This window comes from Ruegeria sp. BG11 (assembly GCF_056538565.1).
This window is the reverse complement of sequence record NZ_JBQFTH010000003.1, coordinates 102,062-128,625: the sequence shown is the minus strand read 5'-3', so window position 1 is coordinate 128,625 and position 26,564 is coordinate 102,062. Positions and strand designations below refer to the sequence as shown.

23 protein-coding genes are annotated in these 26,564 nt (G+C 57.4%); 12 read left to right on the top strand and 11 right to left on the bottom strand.

The features are described from left to right. Nucleotides 1-89 precede the first annotated feature (89 nt). Nucleotides 90-833 carry a metallophosphoesterase gene (locus tag ACR0JF_RS06655; protein WP_170659341.1) on the top strand — a complete coding sequence of 248 codons (744 nt, stop codon included), beginning with the start codon at nucleotides 90-92 and terminating at the stop codon, nucleotides 831-833. Between the two features lie 43 nt (nucleotides 834-876). On the opposite strand, the gene ACR0JF_RS06650 is transcribed toward ACR0JF_RS06655, so the two are convergent. Then, on the bottom strand, nucleotides 877-1,401 hold the full coding sequence (locus ACR0JF_RS06650; protein WP_170659340.1) for a CBS domain-containing protein: 525 nt from the start codon (nucleotides 1,399-1,401) through the stop codon (nucleotides 877-879). A 112-nt stretch (nucleotides 1,402-1,513) separates the two neighbouring features. Here ACR0JF_RS06650 and ACR0JF_RS06645 point away from each other — a divergent pair, with 112 nt between their 5' ends. The 4 genes from ACR0JF_RS06645 (at nucleotide 1,514) to ACR0JF_RS06630 (ending at nucleotide 4,777) form a co-directional block, all read left to right on the top strand. Then, on the top strand, nucleotides 1,514-1,699 hold the full coding sequence (locus ACR0JF_RS06645; protein WP_170377287.1) for a hypothetical protein: 186 nt from the start codon (nucleotides 1,514-1,516) through the stop codon (nucleotides 1,697-1,699). 66 nt (nucleotides 1,700-1,765) lie between these two features. Next, on the top strand, nucleotides 1,766-2,791 hold the full coding sequence (locus tag ACR0JF_RS06640; RefSeq protein ID WP_170377289.1) for an FAD:protein FMN transferase: 1,026 nt from the start codon (nucleotides 1,766-1,768) through the stop codon (nucleotides 2,789-2,791). 15 nt (nucleotides 2,792-2,806) lie between these two features. Further along, nucleotides 2,807-3,043, top strand: a complete 237-nt coding sequence (nqrM, locus tag ACR0JF_RS06635) for a (Na+)-NQR maturation NqrM (RefSeq protein ID WP_170641212.1) — start codon at nucleotides 2,807-2,809, stop codon at nucleotides 3,041-3,043. A 93-nt stretch (nucleotides 3,044-3,136) separates the two neighbouring features. Continuing rightward, complete coding sequence (locus tag ACR0JF_RS06630; protein WP_480669096.1) at nucleotides 3,137-4,777, top strand: sulfatase-like hydrolase/transferase; 1,641 nt, start codon at nucleotides 3,137-3,139, stop codon at nucleotides 4,775-4,777. On the opposite strand, the gene ACR0JF_RS06625 is transcribed toward ACR0JF_RS06630, so the two are convergent. Together ACR0JF_RS06625 and ACR0JF_RS06620 are read right to left on the bottom strand one after the other, a co-directional pair. Then, a complete protein-coding gene (locus ACR0JF_RS06625) occupies nucleotides 4,774-6,195 on the bottom strand; it encodes a pyridoxal phosphate-dependent decarboxylase family protein (protein ID WP_170659338.1) in 1,422 nt (473 codons plus the stop codon). The genes ACR0JF_RS06630 and ACR0JF_RS06625 overlap by 4 nt on opposite strands. A 3-nt stretch (nucleotides 6,196-6,198) precedes the next feature. Then, nucleotides 6,199-7,332 carry a DUF819 family protein gene (locus ACR0JF_RS06620; protein WP_170659337.1) on the bottom strand — a complete coding sequence of 378 codons (1,134 nt, stop codon included), beginning with the start codon at nucleotides 7,330-7,332 and terminating at the stop codon, nucleotides 6,199-6,201. 213 nt (nucleotides 7,333-7,545) lie between these two features. Between ACR0JF_RS06620 and gpmI the strand changes: the two genes are divergently transcribed. Genes gpmI through ACR0JF_RS06605 form a run of 3 tightly spaced genes read left to right on the top strand, consistent with a single transcriptional unit; the run spans nucleotide 7,546 to nucleotide 11,531 of the window. Next, on the top strand, nucleotides 7,546-9,060 hold the full coding sequence (gene gpmI / locus ACR0JF_RS06615) for a 2,3-bisphosphoglycerate-independent phosphoglycerate mutase (RefSeq protein WP_170659336.1): 1,515 nt from the start codon (nucleotides 7,546-7,548) through the stop codon (nucleotides 9,058-9,060). Next, nucleotides 9,057-10,187 carry a peptidase M23 gene (locus tag ACR0JF_RS06610; protein WP_170659335.1) on the top strand — a complete coding sequence of 377 codons (1,131 nt, stop codon included), beginning with the start codon at nucleotides 9,057-9,059 and terminating at the stop codon, nucleotides 10,185-10,187. The genes gpmI and ACR0JF_RS06610 overlap by 4 nt, the downstream gene beginning before the upstream one ends. 6 nt (nucleotides 10,188-10,193) lie before the next feature. Continuing rightward, a complete protein-coding gene (locus ACR0JF_RS06605; RefSeq protein ID WP_170377303.1) occupies nucleotides 10,194-11,531 on the top strand; it encodes a S41 family peptidase in 1,338 nt (445 codons plus the stop codon). 46 nt (nucleotides 11,532-11,577) lie between these two features. Here the strand turns inward: ACR0JF_RS06605 and ACR0JF_RS06600 are convergent, their stop codons facing one another. From ACR0JF_RS06600 to ACR0JF_RS06590, 3 genes are all read right to left on the bottom strand, one after another. Beyond that, nucleotides 11,578-13,104, bottom strand: a complete 1,527-nt coding sequence (locus tag ACR0JF_RS06600; RefSeq protein WP_170659334.1) for an MFS transporter — start codon at nucleotides 13,102-13,104, stop codon at nucleotides 11,578-11,580. Nucleotides 13,105-13,181: 77 nt separating this feature from the next. After that, nucleotides 13,182-13,541 carry a hypothetical protein gene (locus ACR0JF_RS06595; RefSeq protein ID WP_170659333.1) on the bottom strand — a complete coding sequence of 120 codons (360 nt, stop codon included), beginning with the start codon at nucleotides 13,539-13,541 and terminating at the stop codon, nucleotides 13,182-13,184. An 11-nt stretch (nucleotides 13,542-13,552) separates the two neighbouring features. After that, nucleotides 13,553-14,314 (bottom strand): DUF6478 family protein, encoded by a 762-nt coding sequence (locus ACR0JF_RS06590; RefSeq protein ID WP_170659332.1) that lies wholly within the window; start codon nucleotides 14,312-14,314, stop codon nucleotides 13,553-13,555. 204 nt (nucleotides 14,315-14,518) lie between these two features. Between ACR0JF_RS06590 and ACR0JF_RS06585 the strand changes: the two genes are divergently transcribed. The 4 genes from ACR0JF_RS06585 to ACR0JF_RS06570 are packed head-to-tail and all read left to right on the top strand — an operon-like array spanning nucleotide 14,519 to nucleotide 20,773. Beyond that, nucleotides 14,519-17,626, top strand: coding sequence for an ABC transporter transmembrane domain-containing protein (locus tag ACR0JF_RS06585; protein WP_170659331.1), 3,108 nt, complete (start codon nucleotides 14,519-14,521; stop codon nucleotides 17,624-17,626). Then, a complete protein-coding gene (locus tag ACR0JF_RS06580; RefSeq protein WP_480669012.1) occupies nucleotides 17,604-18,509 on the top strand; it encodes a CPBP family intramembrane glutamic endopeptidase in 906 nt (301 codons plus the stop codon). Before ACR0JF_RS06585 ends, ACR0JF_RS06580 begins: the two co-directional genes overlap by 23 nt. A gap of 60 nt (nucleotides 18,510-18,569) precedes the next feature. Further along, entirely contained in the window at nucleotides 18,570-19,502 is a 933-nt protein-coding gene (accD, locus tag ACR0JF_RS06575; RefSeq protein ID WP_170659330.1) for an acetyl-CoA carboxylase, carboxyltransferase subunit beta, read from the top strand. Next, on the top strand, nucleotides 19,499-20,773 hold the full coding sequence (locus tag ACR0JF_RS06570) for a bifunctional folylpolyglutamate synthase/dihydrofolate synthase (RefSeq protein ID WP_170659329.1): 1,275 nt from the start codon (nucleotides 19,499-19,501) through the stop codon (nucleotides 20,771-20,773). Before accD ends, ACR0JF_RS06570 begins: the two co-directional genes overlap by 4 nt. 328 nt (nucleotides 20,774-21,101) lie before the next feature. Here the strand turns inward: ACR0JF_RS06570 and ACR0JF_RS06565 are convergent, their stop codons facing one another. The 5 genes from ACR0JF_RS06565 to ACR0JF_RS06545 all read right to left on the bottom strand — a co-directional run bounded on the left by ACR0JF_RS06565 (nucleotide 21,102) and on the right by ACR0JF_RS06545 (nucleotide 26,326). Beyond that, entirely contained in the window at nucleotides 21,102-21,857 is a 756-nt protein-coding gene (locus ACR0JF_RS06565) for a branched-chain amino acid ABC transporter ATP-binding protein (protein WP_170659328.1), read from the bottom strand. A 9-nt stretch (nucleotides 21,858-21,866) separates the two neighbouring features. Then, nucleotides 21,867-22,622 carry an ABC transporter ATP-binding protein gene (locus ACR0JF_RS06560; RefSeq protein WP_170659327.1) on the bottom strand — a complete coding sequence of 252 codons (756 nt, stop codon included), beginning with the start codon at nucleotides 22,620-22,622 and terminating at the stop codon, nucleotides 21,867-21,869. 10 nt (nucleotides 22,623-22,632) lie between these two features. Then, a complete protein-coding gene (locus ACR0JF_RS06555; protein ID WP_170659326.1) occupies nucleotides 22,633-23,838 on the bottom strand; it encodes a branched-chain amino acid ABC transporter permease in 1,206 nt (401 codons plus the stop codon). 3 nt (nucleotides 23,839-23,841) lie between these two features. Further along, the gene (locus ACR0JF_RS06550) at nucleotides 23,842-24,873 is read right to left on the bottom strand and encodes a branched-chain amino acid ABC transporter permease (RefSeq protein ID WP_170659325.1); all 1,032 of its coding nucleotides are present in this window, start codon (nucleotides 24,871-24,873) and stop codon (nucleotides 23,842-23,844) included. A 106-nt stretch (nucleotides 24,874-24,979) separates the two neighbouring features. Next, on the bottom strand, nucleotides 24,980-26,326 hold the full coding sequence (locus ACR0JF_RS06545) for a substrate-binding protein (RefSeq protein ID WP_170659324.1): 1,347 nt from the start codon (nucleotides 26,324-26,326) through the stop codon (nucleotides 24,980-24,982). Nucleotides 26,327-26,564: the final 238 nt, after the last annotated feature.

Sequence of the window (26,564 nt, the reverse complement as noted above, 5' to 3'; positions counted from 1 at the left end):
TATCAAGGTTGCGCGGCCATTGGTCAACCGCTGGTTTCCGGACCGATTGCCGATTGTCCGTCGCAGCCGGTCGGAGTAGAGGTCTTTGCATGGTGACGGGCTGGATCAAAGGGCTGCTTGGGCCGGGCGGAATGCGCGGCGCGGATGTGTCGGGCATAAGGCCCGCGGCGCGCTTTGTGGCGGTCGGAGATATCCACGGACGTCTGGATCTGTTGCAAGCCCTGCTGCCGAAGCTTGATGAGAGCCTGCCCTGGGTGTTTGTCGGTGACTATATCGACCGGGGCGATTACAGCGCGCAGGTGTTGCGGCAGTTGAAACATCTGAGTTTGACCTCGAATGGGCGTGTAACCTGCCTGCTGGGCAATCATGAAGAGATGTTACTGCGGTTTCTTGAGGATCCGTTCGGCATTGGCCCGCTGTGGATGAACAACGGGGGCGCCCAGACGCTTGCCTCCTTTGGAATAAAGGATTTCGACGCCGACCAGGGCGATTTGGCGGAGCGTTTTCGCATTGCCATGGGGCAGGAGCTTGTTGATTGGCTGACCGAGCGGCCCCTGATGTGGACCAGCGGCAATGTCTCGGTCGTTCACGCCGCTCTGGACCCTCGGGCATCAGCGGAAAAACAGGACCGGAGAACCTGCCTTTGGGGTCATCCCAAGTTCCGACGGCAGCCGCGCCGGGATGGTCAATGGGTGGTGCATGGGCACACGATCGTTGATCAGGCCGAAGTTCGGGACGGGGTCATTTCGATCGACACCGGCGCTTTCGCGACCAACTGCCTGACCGCTGCTGAGTTGTACCCCGGAGGGGTCACGTTCACGGCAACAGCTTAGGTTGTCTGGCCCGAGGCGTCAGGTCGCCGCGGGCCGGGTTGCTTTAGCCCACGATCATCTGCTTCATGCGAAGCGCTTCGTATTCCAGCTCTTTCAGACGGAAATGCACGACGTCACCGATGGTAATCATACCGCACAAAAGTCCATCACGGACAACTGGCATGTGGCGGAACCGGCCTTCGGTCATGGTTTTCAGAACCGCATTCAACGTGTCGTCGGGCGAGCAGGATTTGACCTCGGTGGTCATCAGATCCTCGACCGATTGCGGCAGGGTCTGGCCGGGCGTGTCAGCCATGCGGCGCACGATGTCACGCTCGGATAGGATGCCTTGCAGCGCCCCGTTCTGATCGGTGACCAGAACAGCACCGATGTGTTTTTCCTTGAGGATATTGACCACCGTATGAATTGTCTCGTTCGGACGGACCGAGAACACCGCGTCGCCTTTCCCCTCAAGCAGTTTCGCCACGGTCGTCTGCGACTGCGACAGGTTCGATCCCGTCGACTGGCTGTAGGTGGACTTGTCCTGCTTGTCGCCGCGTGTGGGGGCCTGGTATGAGGTTGGAGCCATGGGCAATCTCCTTTTTGGTTCTTGCAAAGTCTTTCCCTTTCACCTTAGCGCAGCTAAATGGCCTGTATAGGGTGCAAATGCCCGCATCGGCGAAAACCCGGAGTCCAAGCCTGTGAGTGACATCTATCTGACACCCCCCATTGCCGCGCTGATTTTCTTTGTTGTGGTGGTCTGCGGCCATAATTTTCGCATGGTGTGGAAACAGCAGCCGGACGGGTGGCAGAAACGGGCGTGGTTGTTCGGACTTCCAGCTGGGATCGGCCTTTTGATGTTGGGTTTTTTGCCGCTGAAGCTGTGAAGCCGGTTTGACTCTGACCGGGGTGGCTGGCATATGCCGGGCACTGCTTTTCCCGGAGACTGATCCATGCGTCTACTGCCTGCGCTGGCCCTTACCACCCTTTTGACTGGCTGCCTGTTCGACAAGGAACACGATGTGGTGCGCCTGTCGGGTGAGACCATGGGCACGACCTTCAATGTCACTGCGATTGGCGAGGATCTGGATGAAACCGCGTTGGCTGCTTCGGTCGAAGAGACTCTGGCCGCAGTCAACGCCAAGATGTCGAACTGGGATCCAAATTCCGAGGTTTCGACCTTTTCGGCGTCCACCAGCACCGACCCCGTTGCGGTATCCGACGAATTCGTACTGGTTCTGGCCGCCGCAAATGACGTTCACGACAAGACCGATGGAGCCTTTGACGTCACCCTCGGCCCGTTGATCGAGCTATGGGGCTTTGGCCCGCGCAAGCCCGAAGACCCTGTGCCATCCGATGCTGATATCGAGGCCGCGCTGGCAGGCGTTGGACAAAAGCGGCTTTTGACCCTGGATGCTGAGGCAGGAACGCTGGCAAAATCCGAACCTGGCGTTGGGATCAATCTGTCGGCCATCGCCAAGGGCTATGGCATTGACGCTGTCGCCGAGACCCTGCGGGACGCAGGCATCGAAAACTATCTGGTCGAGATCGGCGGCGATCTGGTCTCAAAAGGCCAGAACGACAAGGGCGAAACGTGGCAAATCGGGATCGAAAAGCCTCAGGCCGGGTCTCAGAGCCTGCAGTTGATCGTGTCGCTGGATGATCGCGGTATGGCCAGTTCGGGCGATTACAAGAACTACTTCGAACAGGATGGCGTGCGCTATTCGCATATCATCGACCCGACAACCGGGCGTCCGATCACGCATCGTACGACCTCGGTCACCGTTCTGGCGGAAAACGCCATGATGGCGGATGCCTGGGCGACTGCAATGCTGGCACTGGGTCAGGAAAAGGGTATGCAACTGGCCGAAGAGCATAAACTTGCCGTGTATTTCATCTCGCGGGATGTGACAGGCGGCGATGATGCCTATATAACCTCCCACAGCAGCGCGTTCAAAGACGCCCTGGGCACCAACTGATTGGTAGGAACCGAGATGAGCACCTTCATTCTGGCCTTTATTCTTCTGTCTCTGGTCATGGTCGGCATGTCGTTGGGCGTGATGTTGATGGGTAAAACCATCAAGGGCAGCTGCGGCGGTCTGAACGCGATCTCAGGCGCAGATAAATGCGTGGTCTGCCAAAAGGACATCGACCCCGACAGCTCTCTGCGGGACCAGCTGCAATGCAAACGCGCCAAGAAGATGCTGGAGCAGATGGAGCGTCAGGCCTAATCAGCATTTGCACCACCTGCTGGGAATTGGCTAGATAGCCTCCGGACCAGATCGGAGGCGCGTGTGGCCAAAGCCAAGAATATCCTGTTCATCATGTTCGACCAGCTGCGCTGGGATTACCTGAGCTGCTACGGGCATCCGCACCTCCACACGCCCAATATCGACCGTCTGGCGGCTCGGGGTGTGCGATTCAATCGCGCCTATATCCAATCGCCGATTTGCGGCAGTTCGCGCATGTCGACCTATACGGGTCGGTACGTACATTCGCATGGTGCCTCGTGGAACGGGATCCCCTTGAAGGTTGGCGAGATGACCATGGGCGACCACCTGCGCAAGGCGGGGATGGAATGCTGGCTGGTTGGCAAAACCCATATGCGCGCGGATGCAGAGGGCATGGCGCGGCTCGGCCTTGAACCAGACAGCCTGATTGGCGCCCGCGTGGCAGAATGTGGTTTCGATGTCTTCGAGCGCGATGACGGAATGCGCCCTGAAGGGCCGGACGGGTTTTATGACCCCGATGGGGCCAAGGCCTACAATGAGTATCTGCGCGACAAAGGCTATGAAAGCGACAACCCTTGGCATGACTTTGCAAATTCCGGGTTGGACGCAGATGGCAATGTTCTTTCTGGCTGGTTCCTGAAGAATTCCTCGGAGGCTGCAAATATCGCCGAAGAAGACAGCGAGACTCCCTATCTGACCGGGCGCGGCATCGAATTCATGGAAACCCATGACGCCCCATGGTGCTGCCACCTTAGCTTCATCAAACCACACTGGCCCTATATCGTGCCAGAGCCTTATGCTTCGATGTACGGGCCTGAGCATGTACTGCCGGTGGTGCGATCCGACGAGGAATTCCAGAAAGCGCACCCGGTATTGAAAGCGTTCATGGAGACCAAAATCGGTGAGACCTTCTCGCGCCGGGATGTGCGTGAGGCGGTGATCCCGGCCTATATGGGCCTAATCAAGCAGGCCGATGATCAAATGGGCCGGTTGTTCGACTGGATGGAGCAGACCGGTCGGATGGACGATACGATGATCGTCCTGACTTCGGATCACGGGGATTTTCTCGGCGACCATTGGATGGGCGAAAAGACGTTCTTCCACGATACCTCGACCAAAATGCCACTGATCATCTATGACCCTTCGCCCGAGGCCGACGCGACCCGAGGCATGGTGAGCGATGCGCTGGTCGAATCCATTGATCTTGCTCCGACATTCGTAGATGTGGCCGGAGGCGGCGTCGCCAATCATATCCTCGAAGGTCATTCCCTGTTGCCGATCCTGCATGGACAGGCACAGGACCGGCCTCGGGATGTGGTGATCTGCGAATACGACTATTCCGCGTCGCCAATTGCCGAGCGGATGAACGCCTCTGTCCGCGATGCGGTGATGTTCATGGTCGCCAACAAACGCTGGAAGCTGATCCATTGCGAAGGTGGGCACCGTCCGATCCTGTTCGATCTTGAAAACGACCCGGAGGAGCTGGTTGATCTGGGCGACAGCGAAGATCATGCCGAGGTGATCAGTGAAATGTATGACCACCTGTTCGCTTGGGCACGCCGCCCGTCACAGCGCACGACGCGGTCTGAACAGCAACTGGTCGAGATGCGAACCAAAAGTCGGGGCAGGGGGATCGTGTTGGGGATCTACGACGAAAATGACATGCCGCTGGACCTGACGGTCAAATACCGAAACCGGAAAGCCAAGCCGTACAAGAGTTATCTGAAGGACTAACTTCGCCGCGCTTTCCACTGAACATATCGGGCCATGCCGCGTTCTAGCAGGTTCGGGGTCTTGCCGCCATCCAGATGCAAATCTCCGCCACCGGCCCGGTACATTTCGGCGAACACATCCAGCACCTTGGATTTCACCATTCCGCGCAGCGGGACATGGGCCATCATGCCATAGGTCGCGGCCCCTCCGGTTTTTGCGAGCTCGGGGTTGGCGCGAACGGTTGCAACCGCCTGGGCGAGATCGGCAAGGTATTCACCGGTTACATGCCGGTGTTTGGCCGTGACCATGCAATGGATGCCGTCGGGGTTCTGAACGCGGTTGATGCTCCAACCGGCGCGCTCCAGCTGATCCGCTACGGCATAGATGTTAAGCTTCGGATCGGTTGAGCCATAGGCCAGCAGCGGCCCTTGCGGGTTTCCCAGAATGCGCAGACCGTCTATCGCCGCTATTCCCGCCTTCAACGTCTCGACCGCTTCGGTCGTGTCTTTCGCCAACCGGCAGTAGCCGTCCTCACCGAGTTTCTGCATCACAGCCCAGGCGGCGGCATAGGCCCCGCCCGGTCTTGTGCCCAGCAAGGCGGGTGAGGCAAAAACTCCTCCGGGCCAGTCCTGACAGACAAACATCTGGTACTTCAACAGGTCTAGATTGCGATAAAGGATGGTCGACGCCCCCTTGGCCGCATAGCCGTATTTATGCAGATCAGCCGAGATGGACGTCACCCCCGGCACCCGGAAATCCCAATCGGGCAAGTCAACGCCGTTCCGTTCCATGAAGGGCAAGATCAGCCCGCCGACGCAGGCGTCGATATGCAAGGGGATTCCTTTGGACTGCGCGATTGCACCCATCTCGGCAATTGGATCAATCGTCCCGTGCGGGTATTCCGGCGCGGAGCCGAGGATCATCACCGTTCCGGCGTCAATCATCCTCGCAAGTTTGGAGATATCGGTGGCGTAGTCCGGCGTCATCGGCAAAAGACGCGCCTTGACGCCGAAGTATTCGGCCGCCTTGAACCAGGCGACATGGGCGGTCTTGGGCAGGATCATGTTCGGACGGGTCACCTTGCGTTTTTTGCGCGCCATGTCCCGGTAGGTTTTGACCGCCATCAGACAGCTCTCGGTGCCGCCCGCCGTGACCACGCCACAGGTCTCCGGTCCACCCTTCAGCAGCCCGGCCATGGTTGAGATGATCTGCGTCTCCATCCGCTTGAGGCTTTGGAACGCGGCTGGGTTCAGCCCGTTGGCCAAGGAGAACGCGCTATAAGCTTTGGAAGTGAAAGCGTCGTGGTCATCGTCCAGATGATATACAAGGCTCCACGTCCGGCCCTCACGGTAGTTCGGGTCGTTTTCGTCAAAGGATTTTAACTGGTCCAGGATCTCGCCCTCGGGACGGCCTGTCTCTGGCAATTTCTGATGATCCATATCCTATCCTTTCCCGGCCAGAAGCAGCGCCAGTGAAATGCCCAGATAGTTCCCGATGGCAAAGCCAAGAATGCCGGTTGCCATGCCCGACATCAAGATCGCAGGGTTGCGCAAGCTGCGCGCGACCATGGGCACAAAGGCAGGCGACATAACGGCAGCGACCGAGGTGATCAGGAAGGTATCCCGGTCGACCCCGGCGGTGCGTGCAAGCAGTGCGTGCAGACCGAAGCTGCCGAAGGTGGCGATCAGCACAAATCCCAGAACGGACAGATCCATATCGCGCAACTCTGCCAGATCCATCGACGCCGCAACGCTGAACGAAAACACGTAAAGCAGGTACATGCCCATATGAGGTGCGGCCCGGTTCTTGCGCAAAGACGGCGTGACCGAGCCGAGCAGACCCAGCGACGTTAGAAGAACCACGGTCATGACCTGCGATGGCGCAAAGCTGAACAGAGGGGTCAACAGCACCGCTGCGGCCACGCAAAATGTGCTGACCAGAAAGGCCAACACCCCCTGACGGAGCATATTCGGCGCATTGGCCTCGCCCGCGTCGGGCACTTGCGTGTCGCGATCACCCGGGAACGGCTTCAGAAAGCGGGCGAAAACCAACGGGGCGAGCGTCAGCACGAACAGCAGGTAACCTGCACCGACAACAGTATCGACGGTTGCAAATAGCAGATATCGGTTCTCGGGGATATCCAGCGCCAGTTTGATCGCGCCCATATTCGCAAGGCCGCCCGTATACATCCCCACGGCCATGCCGGACAGCTGCTCACTCTGCGCGGTGCCGCCTGCTTGAAACGCAAAGAACAGGCCCGTTGCAACAAGCGTGACCGAGACAACGGCCAATGCCATCGACAAAAGCGCAGAACCTGCGATGCGCCCCCAAGCCCCAAGGTCTACTCCAAACAGCAGTAAAGGCAGGGCCAGTCCTAAACTGGCCTCCATGAGCCCGTCACGGACCTGACCCGCCGCGTCAGGTTGCAGACCAGATAGCCCCAGCGCCAATCCGGCCATATAGCACAGCACAATCGGCCCCAGCCGTCCGGCCAAAGTCGAATGCCTCGCTAGCAGCACCATCGCGGCGGGCGCTAAAAGGTATATCAGTGCGAAGACTGCGATCTCTGGCTGCATAGGTTCCCTCTCCCTGAAGGTGAGACTAGGCAGCACGACGCCGTTCGCACAAGGTGGTCTGACGTAAGGTTCACGTTCCTTTCGGGTAAGGAAATCCGGGTGTCTGGGTCGGTTTACGAAACGATTAAATCTGCGCCGATGGGCGTAAAGGCGGTTCACCCCAAAGCGGTCAGGCGATAGAAGGTTCGCCAAGAGCAGTTACCGGAGACCAAAATGGCCACGCCCAAACCCGTAGTTCTGTGTATTCTTGATGGTTGGGGATTGTCCGAAGACACTCAGGCCAACGCGCCATATTTGGCCAATACACCTACATTCGATGCGATCATGCAGGGCCTGCATGCCACGCTGATTACGCATGGTCCGGATGTGGGCTTACCCAGCGGTCAGATGGGTAATTCCGAGGTTGGGCACACCAATATCGGCGCGGGCCGTGTGGTGGCGATGGACCTGGGCCAGATTGATCTGGCGATCGAGGATGGCTCATTTTTTAACAACGCAGCGCTGCAAGCTTTCATTGCTAAGGTGAAAGCGACGGGCGGGACGGCGCATCTGATGGGGCTAGCCTCGGATGGCGGTGTCCATGGGCATGTGAACCATATCGTTGCAGCGGCCAAAGCGATCACGGATGCCGGCGTTCTGGTGGCTCTGCATGCAGTGACCGACGGGCGCGATGTCGCTCCGAAATCGGCTTTCACCTACATCTCCGAGCTTGAGGAACGTCTGCCCGAAGGCGCGCGTATCGTCACCGTCTGCGGGCGTTACTTCGCCATGGACCGCGACAATCGGTGGGAGCGCGTCAGCCAAGCCTACAACGCCATGATCAAAGGTCAGGGCCGAGCCGGTAACTCGGCGCATGGAGCGGTTGACTACGCTTACAACCAATCCGAAACGGATGAGTTCATCGTGCCGACCGTGCTGGAAGGTTATGACGGTGTAAAAGATGGTGACGGGTTTTTCTGCCTGAATTTCCGCGCTGACCGCGCGCGGGAGATTCTGCGCGCGATTGCCGAGCCGGGCTTTGACGATTTCGACACCGGCCCGCGCCCGGTTCTGTCCGCCTTGTTGGGCATGGTCGAATACTCCGACGGCCACAACGCCTATATGACGACGGTGTTCCCCAAACGGGCCATCGTGAACACTCTGGGCGAGTGGGTGGCCAAACAGGGTTTGCGTCAGTTCCGTCTGGCCGAAACCGAGAAATACCCCCACGTCACCTTCTTCCTGAATGGCGGCAAGGAGGTCCCCGAAGCTGGCGAAGATCGCTTCATGCCCAAATCGCCCAAAGTGGCCACCTACGATCTACAGCCCGAGATGTCCTCGGTCGACGTGACGGACAAGTTTATTGAAGCCATCGAGGCTGGCTATGATCTGATTGTCACCAACTACGCCAACCCCGATATGGTCGGTCATACCGGAGATCTGAGCGCTGCGATCAAAGCCTGCGAGGCCGTGGATCAAGGTCTGGCCCGCGTGGTTGCCGCACTGGAAAAAGCCGGGGGGGCGATGATCGTCACCGCCGATCACGGCAATTGCGAAGTTATGGTGGACCAGGAGACAGGTGGCCCGCATACCGCGCACACGTTGAACCCGGTGCCGGTGGCTTTGGTCGGTGGGCCCGAGGGGGCGACACTTCGTACCGGGCGTCTGTCGGACCTTGCGCCCACTTTGCTGGCACTGATGAACTTGCCCAAACCGCCTGAGATGACTGGGGAAAGCTTGCTGTCATGAGGGTTCTGGCCGCAGCCTTGGCGGTGGTCTTGTATGGCCCGGCAGAGGCGCAGAACACGCCTTCTCAGGCAGCGCTGGCGGCGGCCGAGATGTTGGAACAGGCGTCAATCTCGCTGTCTGAGGCTGAAAGCGCACGCGACCGGGTGCGCGCTCTGACAGTGACGATCCAAGCCTACGAGGCTGGGTTATCCGCCATGCGGGACGGATTGCGCATGGCCGCCACGCGTGAGGCGCAGCTGTCGGCTGAACTGCGCGCGCGGGAACAGGATGTCGCGCAGTTGCTGGGCGTATTGCAAACCATTGAAACGACTACCCCGCCGGTGCTGATGCTTCACCCCTCGGGCCCCTTGGGGGCTGCGCGGGCCGGGATGATGCTGTCCGAGGTAACACCGGGCTTGAATGCCAAGGCGCAGGCTTTGGCGCAGGATTTGCAAGAGGTTCAAACCCTGCGCCTGTTGCAGCAGGATGCGGCGGAAACCCTGACAGAAGGTCTGACCGGGGTGCAGTCCGCCCGCACCCGCCTGAGCGAAGCCATCGCGGATCGCACCGGATTGCCGCAGCGCTTTGTCGAGGACCCGATCAAAACGGCGATCCTGATCTCTTCGACCGAAACACTGGATGGGTTTGCTACAGGCCTGTCGGAAATCTCGGAAGGGGAGATTGCGGAAAGCGACGACTCTATTCAAAGCCGTAAAGGCGACATGCCTCTGCCGGTCCAGGGCGTTTTATTGCACCGGGCCGGGGAAACAGACGCAGCAGGCGTAACGCGACCGGGACTTGTGCTTGGTACGCGCCCGCGTGCCTTGGTGATAACGCCCACGGCGGCAACAATTCGCTACCGAGGACCGCTTCTGGACCTGGGAAATCTGATCATTCTTGAACCTCAGCCCGGGCTTCTGTTTGTCTTTTCGGGCTTGCAGGAAGTCTACGGAAACATAGGTCAAGTGATACCCGAGGGCACTCCGGTCGGTTTGATGCCCGGTGAAACGCCGGAAATCGGTGCTATTTTGTCAACTCGTGGTGATGGCACTGGAACTGACCGGTCAGAAACGCTCTATATAGAGGTCAGAGTAGATAACAGCCCCGTGGACCCCGAGTCGTGGTTTCGGACCAGCAAGGATGGATAAACGAGTATGAAGAAATTTGTGATGGCCGGACTGGCCGGAACGGTTGCAGGCATCATTGCAACAACTCAGATCGCAGGACCCCTGCTGGCGCAGGAGGCCGAGAGCAAGGCCGATGTATACCAGCAACTTGACCTGTTCGGTGACATTTTCGAGCGGATCCGCGCGCAATATGTCGAAGAGGTTGAGCCGGAAGAACTGATCGAAGCTGCGATTGACGGCATGCTGACCTCGCTTGATCCGCATTCCAGCTACCTGTCGCCTGACGATGCCGAACAGATGCGCGTCCAGACCCGGGGTGAGTTTGGCGGGCTTGGTATCGAGGTCACGCAAGAGGAAGGCTTTGTCAAAGTCGTCTCTCCGATCGACGACACGCCTGCCGATGAGGCCGGGATTGAGGCCGGAGATTTCATCACTCATGTGGATGGCGAAAGCATTCTGGGCCTGACTCTGGACAAGGCGGTTGAACTGATGCGCGGCCCTGTCGGCTCGGAAATCGTGATCACCGTTGTGCGCGAGGGTGAGCCTGATCCGTTCGATGTCACCATCATTCGTGACACGATCAAACTGACCGCCGTACGTGCCCGGACCGAGGGCACCAGTGTTGTCATGCGAGTGACCACGTTCAACGATCAGACCTTCCCGAACCTGCAGGCCGGAATGGAAGAGCAGATCGAAGAAGCGGGTGGGATCGACAAGGTCAACGGCTTTGTGCTTGATCTGCGCAACAATCCCGGCGGCCTGCTGACACAGGCGATCAAGGTCTCGGATGCGTTCCTGAACGAAGGTGAGATCGTCTCGACCCGTGGGCGTGACCCACAGGACGGCGAGCGGTTCAACGCGACCCCCGGTGATCTGGCCGAAGGCAAGCCAATTGTGGTGCTGATCAATGGCGGCTCGGCCTCGGCCTCTGAAATCGTGGCCGGCGCCCTGCAAGACCACCGTCGCGCGATTGTTGTTGGCACCAAGAGCTTTGGTAAAGGCTCGGTGCAAACGGTGATGCCGCTGCGCGGTGATGGGGCGATGCGTCTGACCACATCGCGTTACTACACGCCGTCTGGCCGCTCGATCCAGGCGTTGGGTGTCAGCCCGGACATCATCGTGGAACAACCGCGCCCGGCTCCGGAAACTGAAGAAGAGGATGATCGTCCGGCACGCTCGGAAGCGGATCTGCGCGGCAGTCTGAACAATGACAGCCTCAGCGAGGATGAAATCCGCCAGATCGAAGAAGACCGCGCCAAAGCTGAGGCCACCGCTGAGCTGCGGGAAGAGGATTATCAGTTGGCTTATGCCATCGACATCCTCAAAGGTCTGTCGGCGTTCAATCCTGACGGCCCGTCTCAGTAAATCGAGTCTCAGTAAAAACCAAAGGGTCGCGCCAGGCGCGGCCCTTTCAACTTTCGATCTTGTGCAGTTTGTCTTCGTCCAGCATCAGCGCCAGTAGAATGCCAACGGACACCGAGATCGTGGAAAAGATGAAGGCCATGCTCATCCCGCTGTCAAAGGCAGTTGTGAGCGCGGATTTGACCGCCTCGAGCTGATCTGCGTTCAGTTTGGCGATCACCGCTTGTGCCGAGTCTGTGCTGAGGGAACCGCCGTTGATCGCCCGTTGTTCGGCATCGGTCAAATCAATGCCGGCGGCGGCAAGTTTGTCTCGTAGGGTAGACAGCGACACCGCATACATGATGGCGGTCGCACAGGCGACCGAGATTGCCCCATAGACCAGATGCGTCATGAAGCTGAGGCCACCCACCAGCCCGGCACGTTCGGGTTTGACCGCGCATACCGCGGCGGTCCCGGACGGCCCGACCGTTAGGGTCGCGCCCAACCCGATCATCGCCATACCCGGCAGGATGTGGAAGTAGCCCAAACTGCTGGGCAGGATCACGATACTGGCCGATCCGACAGCCGCCAGAACATAGCCCCAAAACAGCAGACGTTTAGGCCCGAAATCATTGTAGAGCGTGCCCGAGACGATCGACCCCACCGCCAACAGGATAGTCAGAGGGGCCAGCCCAAGCGCCGATTGGAAAGTCGTCCAGCCCAGCACCTTTTGCATGTATTGCGGAAAATACAACAACCCGACGAAGGCGGCTGAGACGTTGAACATATTCAGGCCAAGCGTGATCAGAAACTCTCGGTTCTGCATTAATTGCGGCAGCAAGAGCGGCTCTTTTACCCGCTTTTCAACGCGTGGAAACAGCAGGAACAGAACGGCGCTGACAAAGAACAGCAGCAAAAGTGGGATCGACGACCAGCCCCAATCGGCCCCCACATCCAGCCCGTAGAGCAGAAGAAGCACAGCAAAGGAAAGGATACCCATTCCGGCAAAGTCGATATGCTCGCCCTGTTTGTGCTGGGTCTCCCGCTCCATCAGGATCAAAGCGGTTGCCATCGAGATGCAGGAGAAAACCACATTGGCGAGGAAGAAATACCGCCACTCGCCAAAACTAACAGCCAACCCGCTGATCATCGGTCCAAACACATTGCCCGTTGTCACGCCCGCCAGGATCAACCCCATGACAAGTGCGCGATGTTCCTGTTTCGAGACTTTGGTGGCCCCAAATGCCAAAGTGCAGGGCCAGACGCACCCTGCGCCGATGCCTTGCAACGCGCGCGCGCCGATCAGGAAGTCGAGGCCGGGCGCGAAGAAACACATCACCGAGGCAAACAAAAAGATCGAAAGGCCGATGATCATCACCTTGCGGTGCCCGTACATGTCGCCCAAACGCCCTCCGGCGACCATGGTCATGGCGAAGAACAATGCGTAAATGTTCAACACCCATTGGGTGCTGGTGATATCGCTGTCAAAGCTGCTTTCGATTGATGGAACCAGCATTAAGGCCCCGGTAAAGTCGATGCCGATGCCAAATGCGGTCACCATCAAGGCAATGACTTTGATGATACTTTTGCGATCCATGGCGGCTTCCGGAGTGTTGCGGCTGCCTCAATGATGCATGTAAATGGCGAAAAAGATAGGAAAACCCGGGTCTCGCCTTAGCTGGGTTCCCGGCAAATTCTACGAAAAGCCCGCTTCAGCAGGTCAAGCTCACCGCGCAATAGCTCAACTTCGGCGCGCAGATCATCGGCGGCAGGTTCGCCCGATATCACCGTGAAATCACCCAGTTTTCGGGCCGTTGCACGCTCGGATATGACAAAGCTGTGGACTCCGTCCGAGAGGGCCGCGACCGGCACCGGGATGGTCACGGTCCAGCCGTCCTCTGCATCCGAGAGAGTAACGCCCTCGACATCTGCGCCACGGTAGAGCACCTGGATATCCGGCTGGGTCTGGGCGCGCAGATGCCCTTGCCAAATTCCGTTTTCAAACCGGGTCCGGGTCAGTAGTGGCTCAGTCATTCCCTAGGACCTCATAAATCAGCGCGATGGTGGCGGCACAAAGTCAGATCGCGCAGAGTGACGCTGTTCATGCCGGGGTTTTCAAGGATTAGGTCCAACCAGATCTTCTCGATCCGTTTCTCATTCAACGGCAGATGGGCCAGATCGAAATCGACGCTGAGCGACGGGCTGGCTAGATCAAGCTTGCGCAGAACCTGTTCGGTATTCGGACCGCTGAGGATGTTCAGCCGGGCAAAGAGGTCGATCTCCTGCTCCGCGTCAATATGCGTGTCCAGGCGGACAAGGTGCTGTAGGCTAAGACCTTGACAAGCATCGCTTGGCAGTTGGATCGAAAGCGAAAAAAAGCTGCCTTCGAAACCAAAGACCTCCACGCCCATATTGAAAGGGGCCAGATCACTGGGCAGACGGTTTCGGTTCTGACGCAGGGCGATCTCGGCCTGTGGGCAGTCATGAAACACCTGCACCTGATCGTTTAGGGACGCTTTGCGCGGGGGTGAGGCAAGGCCAGGGCTTGTAAGGGGCCAGCGCCACGGATCGGGGCGCCAGCTCCAATCCGTGCCGATCGGTTTGGGAAACTGGTTCGAGCCGATTTGAGGGTCGCGCAGCCGCATATCCGCGGTGTCAATCACCTGCCTCAGCTGTGTTTGCAGGGCGCGCGCGCTGTCGCGCTGGCGTCGCAGTTCGGCCTGAGGGGCTTCAACCGCCATTTGCGCGACCCTGCGCCAGCGGTCCAAAACCCTGCGGTGAAAATAGCGTTCGAGAATCCTGCCCATGGTCCCTTCGTCCGACGTAGGACCTCTTTAGTCAAAGAGCGGGCGAGGGACAAACCCGGAATTTGGATCTGTCGGTTTTCGGTGCGTAAGGCCACCGTCGGTTCTTGCATTACGTCGGGTCTCTGCTTAGGGTCGGGCCTCTTGAAAAAGCGGGTCGCCAGCAACCACGTCACGCATCAGTTTTTCATTCGACAAGGCCCGGCCATGGAACCCACCCTGTTTTCGTTCATTTGGAAACACTCCAAAAAACAACAGCTTGTGCTGTTGGTTCTGACGGTTCTTTCGTTTCCGTTCCTTTATGCCTCGCTTGAGCTGCCCAAGCAGATCATCAACGACGCCATTGGTGCGCCCGCGGATACGGTCACGATCTGGGGGGTGACCGTCACTCAGATTCAATACCTTATGATCCTGTGTTTTGCCTTTCTGGCCACTGTGATCGCCAGCGGCCTGATGAAGATGCGCATCAACACGATGAAGGGCGTTTTGGCCGAGCGGATGTTGCGCCGCCTGCGGTTCACCCTGATCAACCGGTCGATGCGCTTTCCGAAATCGTATTTCGCCACCACCAGTCAGGGTGAGTTGGTGTCGATGATCACCTCCGAAGCCGAGCCAATGGGCGGTCTGATGGGCGACGCCATCGCTCAGCCAGTGTTTCAGTTCGGTCAGATGATGACCATTGTCACCTTCCTGTTCATGCAGAGCGTCTGGTTCGGGCTGGCCAGTATCGCCCTCATCCCGCTGCAGGCGTGGTTGATCCCGAAACTGCAGCGCCAGATTAACCTGCTGAACAAAGAACGCATTCAGGAGGTCCGCCACCTGAGTTCCGAGATCGGGGAAAGTGCCGCTGGGATCAGCGATTTACGCACCAATGGCGGCTGGCGCTACCGATTGGCGCAATTTAGCTACCGTCTGGGGAACCTGTTCGAGATCCGCTTCAAGATCTACAACAAAAAGTTCTTCATGAAGTTCCTCAACAATCTGATCACTCAGATGACGCCGTTCCTGTTCTACTCGGTCGGTGGATATCTGGCGATCACGGGTGAGGTGACGGTGGGTGCTCTGGTCGCCGCTTTGGGGGCGTACAAGGATCTGAGTGGCCCGTGGAAGGATCTGCTGACCTATTACAATCAGGTGCAGGACATGTCGCTGCGCTGGGAGATCGTGACCGAACGCTTCGCCCCGACCAACATGATCCCCGAACACCTATTCGAGGGCCGGCCCGAGGTCATCCCGCACCTCACCGGCGATATCGAACTGCGGAACATCACCGTGCGCGATGATGACGGCAAGACCATTCTGGAAGATATCGATCTGAGAATTCCCAAGGGCGCGCGGGTGGCGATTCAGTCGACCAACGCGGCCGAACGCACCGCTCTGGCGCAGCTTCTGACGCGTGAGGTGATGCCGGTTCAGGGCGAGGTCCTCCTGGCCGGGCACAATCTGAACGAACTGCATCAGGCGGTGATTGCTGCTCGGATTGGGTATGCGTATTCGCGGCCTTACCTGTTCGATGGAACTCTGGGTGACAACCTGTTGATGCCGCTGCGCCCCTATCCTAAGCACGAAACTGAGGCCAAGAAGGCTCCGACCCGTCGCCAGATCGAGGCCGTGCGGTCCGGCAATCCGATAGATTCGCTCGAGGATGAGTGGGTCGATCCGGGGCTGGCCGGGCTGGACGATATCGACGACATCCGCGCGTGGTGGTTCCAACTGGTCGAGGCGATGGGCATTGACGAGTTCATGTTGCGACGCACCCTTCGCACGCAGTTTGATCCGAAACTGCATCCGCGCTTGGCGCAAGAGCTTGTGAAACTGCGCGAGACCGTAGCTCAGAAATTGCGGGACAAGGGCCTCGATCGCTATGTCTATCGGTTCGATCCGGATCAGTTCAATCCGGCGGTGCCTTTGGGTGGCAACTTGCTGTTTGCAACGCCCGCGCGGGATATCACGCCCGAGTCTTTGGCCGGCGATCAGCGGTTCCGCAACATGTTGCGCAGCCATGATCTAGCCGAGGAAGCAATGAACATGGCCAGCACCGTGATCGAGACGTTGGACCAGGCCTTTGGTCGCGATGGCACCGATCACCCGCTTTTCCTGCGGTTGGGCATGTCCAAAGACATGTATCATCGGCTTTTGGACATCAAGGATCGCCTGAAAACCAAAGGGGACGATGCGGTCTCAGAACCGGATTATGCGTTGATGCTGACGGTCCCGTTCCTGTTGACGGCCGAGCAAATTGGCCCCGACTTTCCGGATGAATACAAGGACAAGATCCTTGCGATCCGAAAACAGCAATCCGCTGCCATGCATGAGGCGCTGGATGGGATGTTCGTTCCTCTGTCGCCTGACGCCTACTTCCCGCGCCTGACCGTGATCGAGAATGTCCTTTACGGGCGCGTCTCTCTCATGGCGGGTGCCCACGCCGAAGAGATTGAGGATCTGGTTGCCCAGGTCGTGAATGAGGCCGGTCTGCGCCGCCGCGCTGCGGCTACCATGTTCGACCTGCCCTCGGGTTTGGGGGGGAACAACCTGCCTACGGTGTTCCAAGAACGCGCATCTTTCTCGCGTGCGGGGATCAAACGTCCTGATATCCTGATCCTCGATAAGGCGCTGGCCAGCCACGATTCGGAAAGTCGCCTGCGCACCCGGCTGCGCCTGCGGGAATTGCTGCCCGAGTCGATCATGATCTTCATGGAGGATCACTTTGCCCATCCCGAAGCCTATGATCTGTTCGTCGAGGTCAAAGATGGCCGCATCGACGGTGTCTCACGCACGCCGGTTCTGCATCAAGAGGGGGCTACTGCTGACCTCAGCAGAAAGCTCGAAATCATCTCGACCACCGAGCTTTTCTCGGGCATCGACGCGCGGAACCAACGGCTGCTGGCGTTCTCGGCGCAATGGTATGACGTTGCGGCGGGGCAGGTGATCTTTTCGCGCGGGCAGACGGCGGACGCAGCCTACCTGTGCATTCGGGGTCAGGCCCGGTTGGACTGGTCGGATGAAGATGGCAACAAACGTCCCATTTCGATTGTTGAACCGGGCCGCCTGATCGGGGACCTGTCGATCATTACCGGTGACCGCCGACAACTTGATCTGGTCGCCAACACAGATTGCGCCTTCCTGCGTATCGGAGCCGAAGAACTGCGCGCCGTTGTCGAAAGCGACGCCTCGGTCGCGACGCAGTTGCTGCAAACCGTCGCGGGATACCTGACTACGCTCGCCACGCGCGTGAACACGGTTGCCAATCCGGCGGATGTCTTTCCTGACGTTGTGCAGGAGACCGTTCTTGATGAGGCCGATGACAATGATTGAACCCGCCGCCTATGCCGCGCATGAACATCTGGTGCGCGACGCCCGCGCGCGCCCTGATCTGTGGCGGTTGCTGGTCGGGCTGGTGATTGTTTGCGCGCTCTATTTGGCGGCGAACACGGTTCTTTTTGCGGTTATCGGAGCCCTAATCCCGCCCTCTCAGGCCCAAGGTTTTTTGCGCGGCACGTCCCCCCTCGCGACATTTGTCCTGCTGGCCAGTTTTGGGTTTCTGACGATAGGCGTCGCTGTTGCTGCAAAACAGATGCAGCAAAGGTCGCTTTGGGCGATTCTCGGAGAGCGCCGCCGGGCGATCAGTCAATTCACACGGGTTTTGGTGGCCCTGGTGGTTCTCGGTCTGGCATTGGCAGCCCTACCGCCTTACGGAATGGGGGATCCGCTGACCCAGAACCTGGCGTTCTCGACCTGGGTCGTACTGCTGCCGTTCGCGGCAGGCGCCGTGCTGATTCAGACCAGCGCCGAAGAGATACTGTTTCGCGGCTACCTGCAGCAATCTCTGGCCGCGCGGTTTCAGTCACCGCTGATCTGGGTAGGCGTGCCTTCGGCCTTGTTTGCAGCGGGTCACTATGCGCCGGGGATCGCTGGCGACAACGCGCTCTTGGTGGCAGTTTGGTCCTGCGTGTTCGGCGTTCTGGCGGCTGATCTGACGGCACGGTCCGGCACTTTGGGCCCAGCTATCGCCTTGCATTTCTTCAATAATGTGATCTCCCTCCTGATTATCTCACTGCCCGATACGCTCAGCGGTCTTGCCCTTTTCGTGTTGCCCTACGATATGTCGGATGGTGGGGTGTTGCGGCAGTGGTTGTGGGTGGATTTCGGCTCGATGTTGGTTTGCTGGCTGACAGCCCGACTAGTCATCAGGCGCTGATTGCATTTCTTTCCGTAGCGTCTTATTTGACGTCAACGCCGCACAATCCAAGGCTCTGATATGAACTGGATCACAAACTACGTCCGCCCCCGGATCAACTCGATCTTCTCGCGCCGAGAAGTGCCAGAAAACCTGTGGCACAAATGCGGCGAATGCGGAACGATGCTGTTCCATCGCGAATTGGCCGAAAACCAGAACGTCTGCACCCAGTGCGGCCACCACATGGCAATCACGCCGCGCGACCGGTTCGGCCACCTTTTCGATGGCGGGATTTTCACCGAAATTGCAGTGCCCGCGCCGAAAGATGACCCGTTGCAGTTTCGGGATCAGAAGAAATACCCCGATCGCATGAAGGCGGCCCAGAAGAAAACTGGCGAAAAAGAAGCCATGCTGGTCGCTACGGGCGAAATCGGGCGTACCCCGATTGTTGCCGCCGCGCAGGATTTCTCATTCATGGGCGGGTCGATGGGCATGTATGTCGGCAACGCGATCATCGCCGCCGCGCAAGAGGCGGTGAAGCTGAAGCGTCCGCTGATCCTGTTCTCGGCCGCGGGCGGTGCCCGGATGCAGGAAGGTATCCTCAGCCTGATGCAGATGCCACGTACCACCGTGGCCGTCGAAATGCTGAAAGAGGCGAACCTGCCCTATATCGTCGTTTTGACCCACCCGACCACCGGTGGTGTGACTGCGTCTTATGCGATGCTGGGCGACGTGCATATCTCGGAACCCAACGCGTTGATCTGCTTTGCTGGTCCCCGCGTGATCGAGCAGACCATCCGTGAGAAACTGCCCGAAGGGTTCCAGCGCGCCGAATACCTGCTGGACCACGGTATGCTCGATCGTGTGACCAAACGCACCGAGCTGCGTGAAGAGTTGATCACCATCACGCGCATGCTGATGAACCAGCCTCCGGCGATCAAAGGCGATTTGCCTGCGCCGGAACCGGAAGAGGCAGCCGTAGACGCGCCTGCTGAAGATACGGATCAGAAATGACCGCCCAAACATCGGACGCCATCCTTGACCGGATGATGGCGCTACACCCCAAGATCATCGACCTGACCTTGGACCGCGTCTGGCGTTTGCTAGGGGCGTTGGACAACCCGCAGAACAAGCTGCCGCCGGTGATCCATATCGCGGGAACCAACGGCAAGGGTTCAACGCAAGCGATGATCCGAGCCGGGCTTGAGGGGGCAGGGCTGTCGGCACATGCCTATACCTCACCGCATCTCGCCCGGTTTCACGAGCGCATTCGCTTGGCCGGAGAGTTGATCTCGGAACCCGACCTGACGGCGGTGCTCGATGAGTGTTACGCGGCCAACGGCGGCGAGAACATCACCTATTTTGAGATTACGACCTGCGCGGCCCTTTCGGCGTTCGCACAAGCCGAAGCGGATTACACCCTTCTCGAGGTCGGCCTCGGCGGACGTCTGGACGCCACCAATGTGATCGAAAACCCAGCAGTGACGGTGATCACCCCGATCTCGATCGACCATGAACAGTTTCTGGGCAATACGCTGGCGAAAATCGCCGCTGAAAAGGCCGGTATCATCAAACGCGGCGTGCCTTGCATCGTCGGCCCGCAACCGTATGAGGCGATGGAGGTGATCGAGCAGACCGCCGCACGCCTCGGAGCGCCTCTCGTTGCATATGGTCAACATTGGCACGTCACTGAAGAAAATGGTCGCCTGGTTTATCAGGACGAAACCGGCCTGCGTAACCTGCCTCTGCCCAACCTGTTGGGTGCACACCAGATTCAGAACGCGGGAGTGGCCCTGGCCGTTCTGCGCCACCTCAACCTTGGTGACGCAGCTTATGAGGCCGCTGTTACCAAGGTAGAATGGCCCGCTCGAATGCAACGCCTCAAAACCGGGCCGCTCGTGCAAGCTGCAGGGCAGGCCGAGCTTTGGCTGGACGGAGGGCACAACGCCGCGGCTGGGATCGCTCTGGCCGAGGTTCTGTCGAACCTACCGAAACGCCCGACCCATATGATCTGCGGTATGCTGAACACAAAAGACGTAACAGGCTACCTCGCACCGCTTGCCAAACAAGCGCAATGCCTGACCGCCGTTTCCATCCTGGGCGAGGCCGCAACTCTCAGCGCCGACGAAACAGCCGCCGCCGCGATCAAGGTTGATCTGCCCGCATCAACCGCCAACAGCGTGGCCGAGGCGCTCGACGCCATCGTTGCAAAGGACCCGCATGCACGTATCTTGATTTGCGGGTCTCTCTACCTTGCGGGCAATATCCTACGCGAAAACGGTTAAGATCCGCCCGCAGGGCTTCATCTGGCTGAAAACATCCCAGGGTAGCCGCCAGCGGCTGCGGTGGCAGAGATCTTAGCCGGTTCGATAGTTCCACTTTCAATTTTGGGCTAGAAGTTATCACCCCTGGCCATGATCTCTTGGGCAGTGCCCAAGCACGAACGTCAAATTTGGTCCATAGCCGACCTTCGGCGCAGTCTTAGATTGCTCGACCAAACGGATGCCGCCTGTCCTTTTAATGAAAGTCAAAAAATTTTCGCCCGGAGCAATCAATTGTTTTGGATACGTTTCTAAACTGCGCTTTTGGGATGATTGCTGTGGAATATGCGAGCTAGATCGCCAGATATTCCTCTCGAAGGTTGCTGTCCTCAAGCACCTCTTTAGCTGTACCATCAAATACTATGGTCCCGGTATCTAGTATGATCGCACGGTCTGCCAATTCCAAAGCGCGTACGGCGTTCTGCTCAACAATGATCGTGGTCATACCCTGTTTTTTGACGTGAATAAGAGTCTTTTCGATTTCATCTACAATAACAGGAGCCAATCCCTCATACGGTTCATCCAAGAGCAAGACCTTTATGTCCCTCGCCAAGGCTCTGGCGATTGACAGCATTTGCTGTTCGCCTCCTGACAGCGTAATTCCCTCTTGTTTTCTGCGCTCTCCCAAACGTGGGAATAGCTCGTAAAGCCGTTCCAGTGACCATCCGATTGGCGGGGCAATTTGGGCAAGCTGTAGGTTTTCTTCAACAGTAAGCCCAGGAATAATGCGCCTATCTTCCGGTACAAGACCTAGGCCTGCCGCCGCGGCTTCGTAGCTTGTCATGTTGTGCAGTGGCTTGTGGTCCAGCCAGATTTCGCCATGTCTTACTTCAGGCTCTCCAACTCTTGCTATCGAACGAAGTGTCGATGTTTTACCCGCACCATTGCGCCCAAGAAGAGCAAGAATTTCACCTTCATGCACATTGAAGCTGACGCCTTGCACGATGTAGCTTTCTCCATAGTAGGAGTGCATATCCCAAACGGAGAGAAACGCAGGGGCGGTGCTGGCTAAATTGGCATTTTTCGAAAAGTCAGGTTTCTCGTTCATAGCTTTTCCTTACGCAGCCTCGCCCAGATAGGCCTCGCGAACCTTGGGGTTTCCGCGGATATTTTCAGGAGTATCTTCAACCAAAGGTGTACCCTGAGCCAGCACTGTGATGCGCTCGGCAAGGCTGAAGACCACATGCATGTCATGCTCGATGATTGCGATTGTGATGTCGCGCTCATCCTTAATTTGTTTTAGCAGGTCGATTGTGTTGTTCGTATCCGCCCTTGCCATCCCAGCCGTGGGTTCATCAAGCAGCAATAGCCGTGGGTTTTGGCTGAGGCACATACCAATCTCAAGCCGCCGCTTGTCACCGCGCGACAACGAGGCTGCATGCATTTCGCGTTTGTCCGCCATGTTCATCTCTTCCAACATGGCTTCGGCTTGTTCGACGATCTCGCGTTCGTTTGCGATGGTCTCGTATGCATGCATCCGAAATGCACCGTCCCGCATTGCGAAAATCGGGATCAACATGTTTTCCATCACCGTCAGTTCACCAAAAATCTCCGGTGTCTGGAACACACGGCTAATACCCATCTGGTTAATCTGGAAGGGTTCAAGTCCTAACACTGAGGCGTTGTCGAACAGTACGTAGCCTGTGTCTGGCATAAGCTTGCCCACCAGACAATTTAGCAAAGTCGACTTCCCAGCACCATTAGGTCCGATGATCGCGTGAACCGAGTTTTCCTCTACACTTAGGTTCACGTCCGTCAATGCCTTGAGGCCGCCGAAGCGTTTGCTGACGTCTTTGACTTTTAGAATTGCCATGGCTTGCCCCTTATTCCGCCGGTTCCGTTTTGCCTGACTTTGTATCGCCAGCTTTTGATTTCTTGCGCTTGATCCGGTTGAGCAAACGCTGACCACCTTCGACAAGACCACCCGGCAAGTAGATTACGACCAGCATGAAAAGGATGCCAAGCGTCAGATGCCAGCCTTTTCCAATGAACGGATGGATCACGAACACTACCGCGTCCTCCAAACCGTCGGGCAGGAATGCAAACCAACTGTGCAACACATTGTCGTTGATCTTCGAGAAAATATTCTCAAAGTATTTGATAAATCCCGCACCGAGTACTGGACCGATCAAAGTGCCTGTACCACCGAGGATCGTCATCAAAACGACCTCACCCGAAGCGGTCCACTGCATACGCTCTGCGCCTGCCAGCGGGTCCATTGCGGCCATCAGGCCACCAGCTAGACCGGCATACATGCCAGAGATAACAAACGCCGCCAATGTGTACGGCTTTGAGTTTAGGCCGGTATAGTTCATCCGTTGCTGGTTTGATTTGACAGCCCTAAGCATCATGCCAAAGGGCGAGCGGAAGATGCGGATGGACAGGTAGAATACCACCATCATGATTATCGCACACAGATAGTATCCCGCGTTAAAATCAAAACTCCAAGCTCCCACGTCCATAGTATAGGTTGCGCGCATCGGCAGCCCGAATAGATGTGGCAGGTCCGGTGAGGTGGCACCTTGCAAGATTTGTGGATCGTCTGCGTAGACCTGCAGACCAGTCTCACCGTTGGTTAGGTTGAACTTGGGATTCGACAAGACAGAGTAGGCCAATGCGAAACTCATCTGCGCAAAAGCCAGAGTCAGGATCGAAAAGTAGATGCCCGACCGACGCAGACTGACATAACCAATCAGCAGTGAGAACACTCCAGCGACCACAACACTGAGCGCGATAGCCGGAATGATATTGTAGCTCAGCAACTTGAACATCCATACGGCTGAATACGATCCGACACCCAAAAAGGCTGCGTGACCGAATGACAGGTAGCCTGTAAGGCCGAACAGAATGTTGAACCCGATGGCAAAGATGCCAAAGATCACGAAACGCTGCATCAAGTCTGGATAACCTGCGTTAAATTGCGCCATGGCGCTGCCTTCAGGGAACGGGTTTAGGATGAACGGGGCCAGCAGAGTGAGAAGGCCGACGATGATCAGAAGGCTGGTGTCTTTTTTGTTCAGTCCAAACATCGATTATTCCTCCATCACGCCTTTGCGTCCCATCAACCCACGCGGGCGTGTCAGAAGCACAATGATGGCAACAAGATAAATGATGATTTGGTTGATCCCGGGGATAGTTGTGGTGGCCCAGGTTGTTGAAGCAAAACTCTCCAGAATGCCCAACAGAAAGCCAGCCAGCACGGCTCCGGGCAGCGAGCCCATGCCGCCGACAACAACCACAACGAAGCTTAGGACCAGAAAGTCCATACCCATGTGATAGTTTGGCGGGTTTAACGGCCCGTACATCACACCTGCCAAACCGGCCACTGCGGCAGCGATACCGAACATAATCGTAAAGCGCCGGTCGATATTGATACCCAACAAACCTACGGTCTCGCGGTCGGCCATCCCAGCGCGCACGACCATGCCAAACGTGGTGAATTGCAGGAACGAGAAAACTGCGCCAATAATCGCAACGGCAAATCCGAAGTACACAAGACGCCAAATTGGATAGATTATGGCGTTAGGGTCAAATCCAACCATTATGCCAAGATCGATCGAACCGCTCAGCGCGTCGGGCGGTGGAGTTTGGATTGGATTGGCGCCGAAGAAATACTTCACGATTTCCTGCAACACGATCGCCAGACCAAACGTTACAAGGATCTGGTCAGCGTGAGGACGCTTGTAGAAGTGCTTGATCAACCCGCGTTCCATCAAGTAGCCCACGGCTAACATGATCGGGATCGCAAACAAGACAGCCAGTGGAACAGACCAATCGATGATCGTCGCACCGGTCTCTGGGCCGAACCAAGCCTCGACGTAGGGTGTTTCAACCTTCAGCGGGTTACCCAGAAAGTCGGTCTGACTCTCGTCGATGGTCACAAAGCTCAGGTTCATGAGCTTTTGCAGAGTAACGGCACAGAACGCACCGATCATGAACAGTGCGCCGTGGGCGAAGTTCACAACGCCCAACGTTCCAAAAATGAGCGTCAGCCCCAGCGCAATCAACGCATAGGCCGACCCTTTGTCCAGACCGTTCAAAATTTGCAATAGGATGGCGTCCATTGGCCCCACCTCAGGATTGGTCAGTGTGAATAAAGTGGTGTAACAGGATCAGCCCTGTTTAAGACGTCTGGCCACCGCATTGGCGGCCAGACTTAGACACGCGGACTTACGCGCCTGGATTACACTCACCCAGTGAGCCACCCGAGAACATTGGATGCTCGGGGTCGTATTCGACCTGCGCGCGTGGCGTGATCTCGACGATTTCCAGAGTGTCGTAGGCATTGGTCGGGTTTTCGTTGCCACGTACAACCAACACGTCCTTGAAGCACTGGTGGTCGGCGCCGCGATACCAGGTCGGGCCGTTGCCCAAACCGTCGAACTCGAAGTCTTCCAGGGCTTCGACAACGCCGCATGGGTTGAATGTACCGGCACGCTCACAGGCATCCGCGTAAAGCAGAACTTGTGCATAGCAGGTCTGTGCAGAGTTGGACGGCGGTTTGCCGTACTTCTCACCAAAGGACTTCACAAAGGCCTTGGTGCCCTCATCTTGCAGCTGCCAGTTCCAGTTCATTGAACCCAGCACGCCCTTGATGTTCTCGCCCGCACCAGCGGCCATCAGTTCCGAATATAGCGGAACGACGATCTTGAAGTCCTTTCCGTTGGCAACTTTATCGAGCAAGCCGAACTGAATCGCATTGGTGAGCGAGTTCACCATGTTGCCGCCGTAGTGGTTAAGAACCAGAACATCAGCACCCGAGTTCAATACGGGGGTGATGTAGGACGAGAAGTCCGTAGAGGCGAGCGGTGTTTTGACAGTGTTGACAGTTTCCCATCCCAAGGCTTCGGTCGAAGCAACAATCGACTCCTCCTGGGTCCAACCCCAGTTGTAGTCAGCCGTCAGGTGATATGCACGGCGCTCTTTGCCCATCTCGGCGGCCAACACCGGCGCGAGCGCAGCTCCTGACATGTAGGCGTTGAAGAAATGGCGGAAACCATTGGCTTTCTTGTCTTTGCCAGTCGTGTCGTTGGCGTGGGTCAGGCCTGCCATAAAGATCACGCCTGCTTCTTGACAGAGGCCCTGCACAGCAACGGCTACGCCCGATGACGAGCCGCCGTTGATCATGATGGCACCGTCTTTTTCGATCATCGACTTCGCCGATGCACGTGCAGCGTCTGATTTGGTCTGCGTGTCGCCTGTGACGAATTCGACCTTCTTGCCAAGGATTCCGTTACCTTTCAGCGCCTTCGAGGTGAAGGTATTCAAGCAACCCCCATCTCCTTCACCATTGAGATGTTCGACGGCCAACTGTTGCGCCAGTAGCTCGTCATTACCCTCTTCAGCATACGGCCCGGTCTGGGGAACGTTGAAACCCAGGGTTACGGACCCTCCGGTAGGTTCGTTGGTGTATGCAGCAGCCGACGAAGCCGTGAAGATCGTAGGCAGGGCCAGACCGGTACCTGCGACGGCACCAGACTTCAACACGCCGCGGCGTGTGACAGATTTATTGGTCATTAATTCCTCCCATTTCCCTTTCTTTCGTCGTTTGGCTCCTCTTCCAGCAGACGAAAGCGCACTTGTGTGCAAATCAATAATGAGAAACCGAAGGAAAATTTCACAACAAATTACTGGAAATGAAACAAAATTTTGTAAACTTCTTTTCCTCAGTCAATTGTTTTTGTAAAGATATTAGATTTCAGATTCAGTAAATAACAATAATTCAAGCATTTAGATGCAAAAATTTCCATGCTTC

Coding starts and splice junctions, on each gene's coding strand:
- ACR0JF_RS06605 (WP_170377303.1), top strand. CDS start 10,194: ATGAAGAAATTTGTGATGGCCGGACTGGCCGGAACGGTTGCAGGCATC.
- ACR0JF_RS06640 (WP_170377289.1), top strand. CDS start 1,766: ATGCGTCTACTGCCTGCGCTGGCCCTTACCACCCTTTTGACTGGCTGC.
- ACR0JF_RS06585 (WP_170659331.1), top strand. CDS start 14,519: ATGGAACCCACCCTGTTTTCGTTCATTTGGAAACACTCCAAAAAACAA.
- ACR0JF_RS06580 (WP_480669012.1), top strand. CDS start 17,604: ATGAGGCCGATGACAATGATTGAACCCGCCGCCTATGCCGCGCATGAA.
- nqrM (WP_170641212.1), top strand. CDS start 2,807: ATGAGCACCTTCATTCTGGCCTTTATTCTTCTGTCTCTGGTCATGGTC.
- ACR0JF_RS06560 (WP_170659327.1), bottom strand. CDS start 22,622: ATGGCAATTCTAAAAGTCAAAGACGTCAGCAAACGCTTCGGCGGCCTC.
- ACR0JF_RS06550 (WP_170659325.1), bottom strand. CDS start 24,873: ATGGACGCCATCCTATTGCAAATTTTGAACGGTCTGGACAAAGGGTCG.
- ACR0JF_RS06570 (WP_170659329.1), top strand. CDS start 19,499: ATGACCGCCCAAACATCGGACGCCATCCTTGACCGGATGATGGCGCTA.
- ACR0JF_RS06545 (WP_170659324.1), bottom strand. CDS start 26,326: ATGACCAATAAATCTGTCACACGCCGCGGCGTGTTGAAGTCTGGTGCC.
- ACR0JF_RS06655 (WP_170659341.1), top strand. CDS start 90: ATGGTGACGGGCTGGATCAAAGGGCTGCTTGGGCCGGGCGGAATGCGC.
- ACR0JF_RS06565 (WP_170659328.1), bottom strand. CDS start 21,857: ATGAACGAGAAACCTGACTTTTCGAAAAATGCCAATTTAGCCAGCACC.
- gpmI (WP_170659336.1), top strand. CDS start 7,546: ATGGCCACGCCCAAACCCGTAGTTCTGTGTATTCTTGATGGTTGGGGA.
- ACR0JF_RS06555 (WP_170659326.1), bottom strand. CDS start 23,838: ATGTTTGGACTGAACAAAAAAGACACCAGCCTTCTGATCATCGTCGGC.
- ACR0JF_RS06590 (WP_170659332.1), bottom strand. CDS start 14,314: ATGGGCAGGATTCTCGAACGCTATTTTCACCGCAGGGTTTTGGACCGC.
- ACR0JF_RS06600 (WP_170659334.1), bottom strand. CDS start 13,104: ATGGATCGCAAAAGTATCATCAAAGTCATTGCCTTGATGGTGACCGCA.
- accD (WP_170659330.1), top strand. CDS start 18,570: ATGAACTGGATCACAAACTACGTCCGCCCCCGGATCAACTCGATCTTC.
- ACR0JF_RS06620 (WP_170659337.1), bottom strand. CDS start 7,332: ATGCAGCCAGAGATCGCAGTCTTCGCACTGATATACCTTTTAGCGCCC.
- ACR0JF_RS06610 (WP_170659335.1), top strand. CDS start 9,057: ATGAGGGTTCTGGCCGCAGCCTTGGCGGTGGTCTTGTATGGCCCGGCA.
- ACR0JF_RS06625 (WP_170659338.1), bottom strand. CDS start 6,195: ATGGATCATCAGAAATTGCCAGAGACAGGCCGTCCCGAGGGCGAGATC.
- ACR0JF_RS06595 (WP_170659333.1), bottom strand. CDS start 13,541: ATGACTGAGCCACTACTGACCCGGACCCGGTTTGAAAACGGAATTTGG.
- ACR0JF_RS06630 (WP_480669096.1), top strand. CDS start 3,137: ATGTTCGACCAGCTGCGCTGGGATTACCTGAGCTGCTACGGGCATCCG.
- ACR0JF_RS06650 (WP_170659340.1), bottom strand. CDS start 1,401: ATGGCTCCAACCTCATACCAGGCCCCCACACGCGGCGACAAGCAGGAC.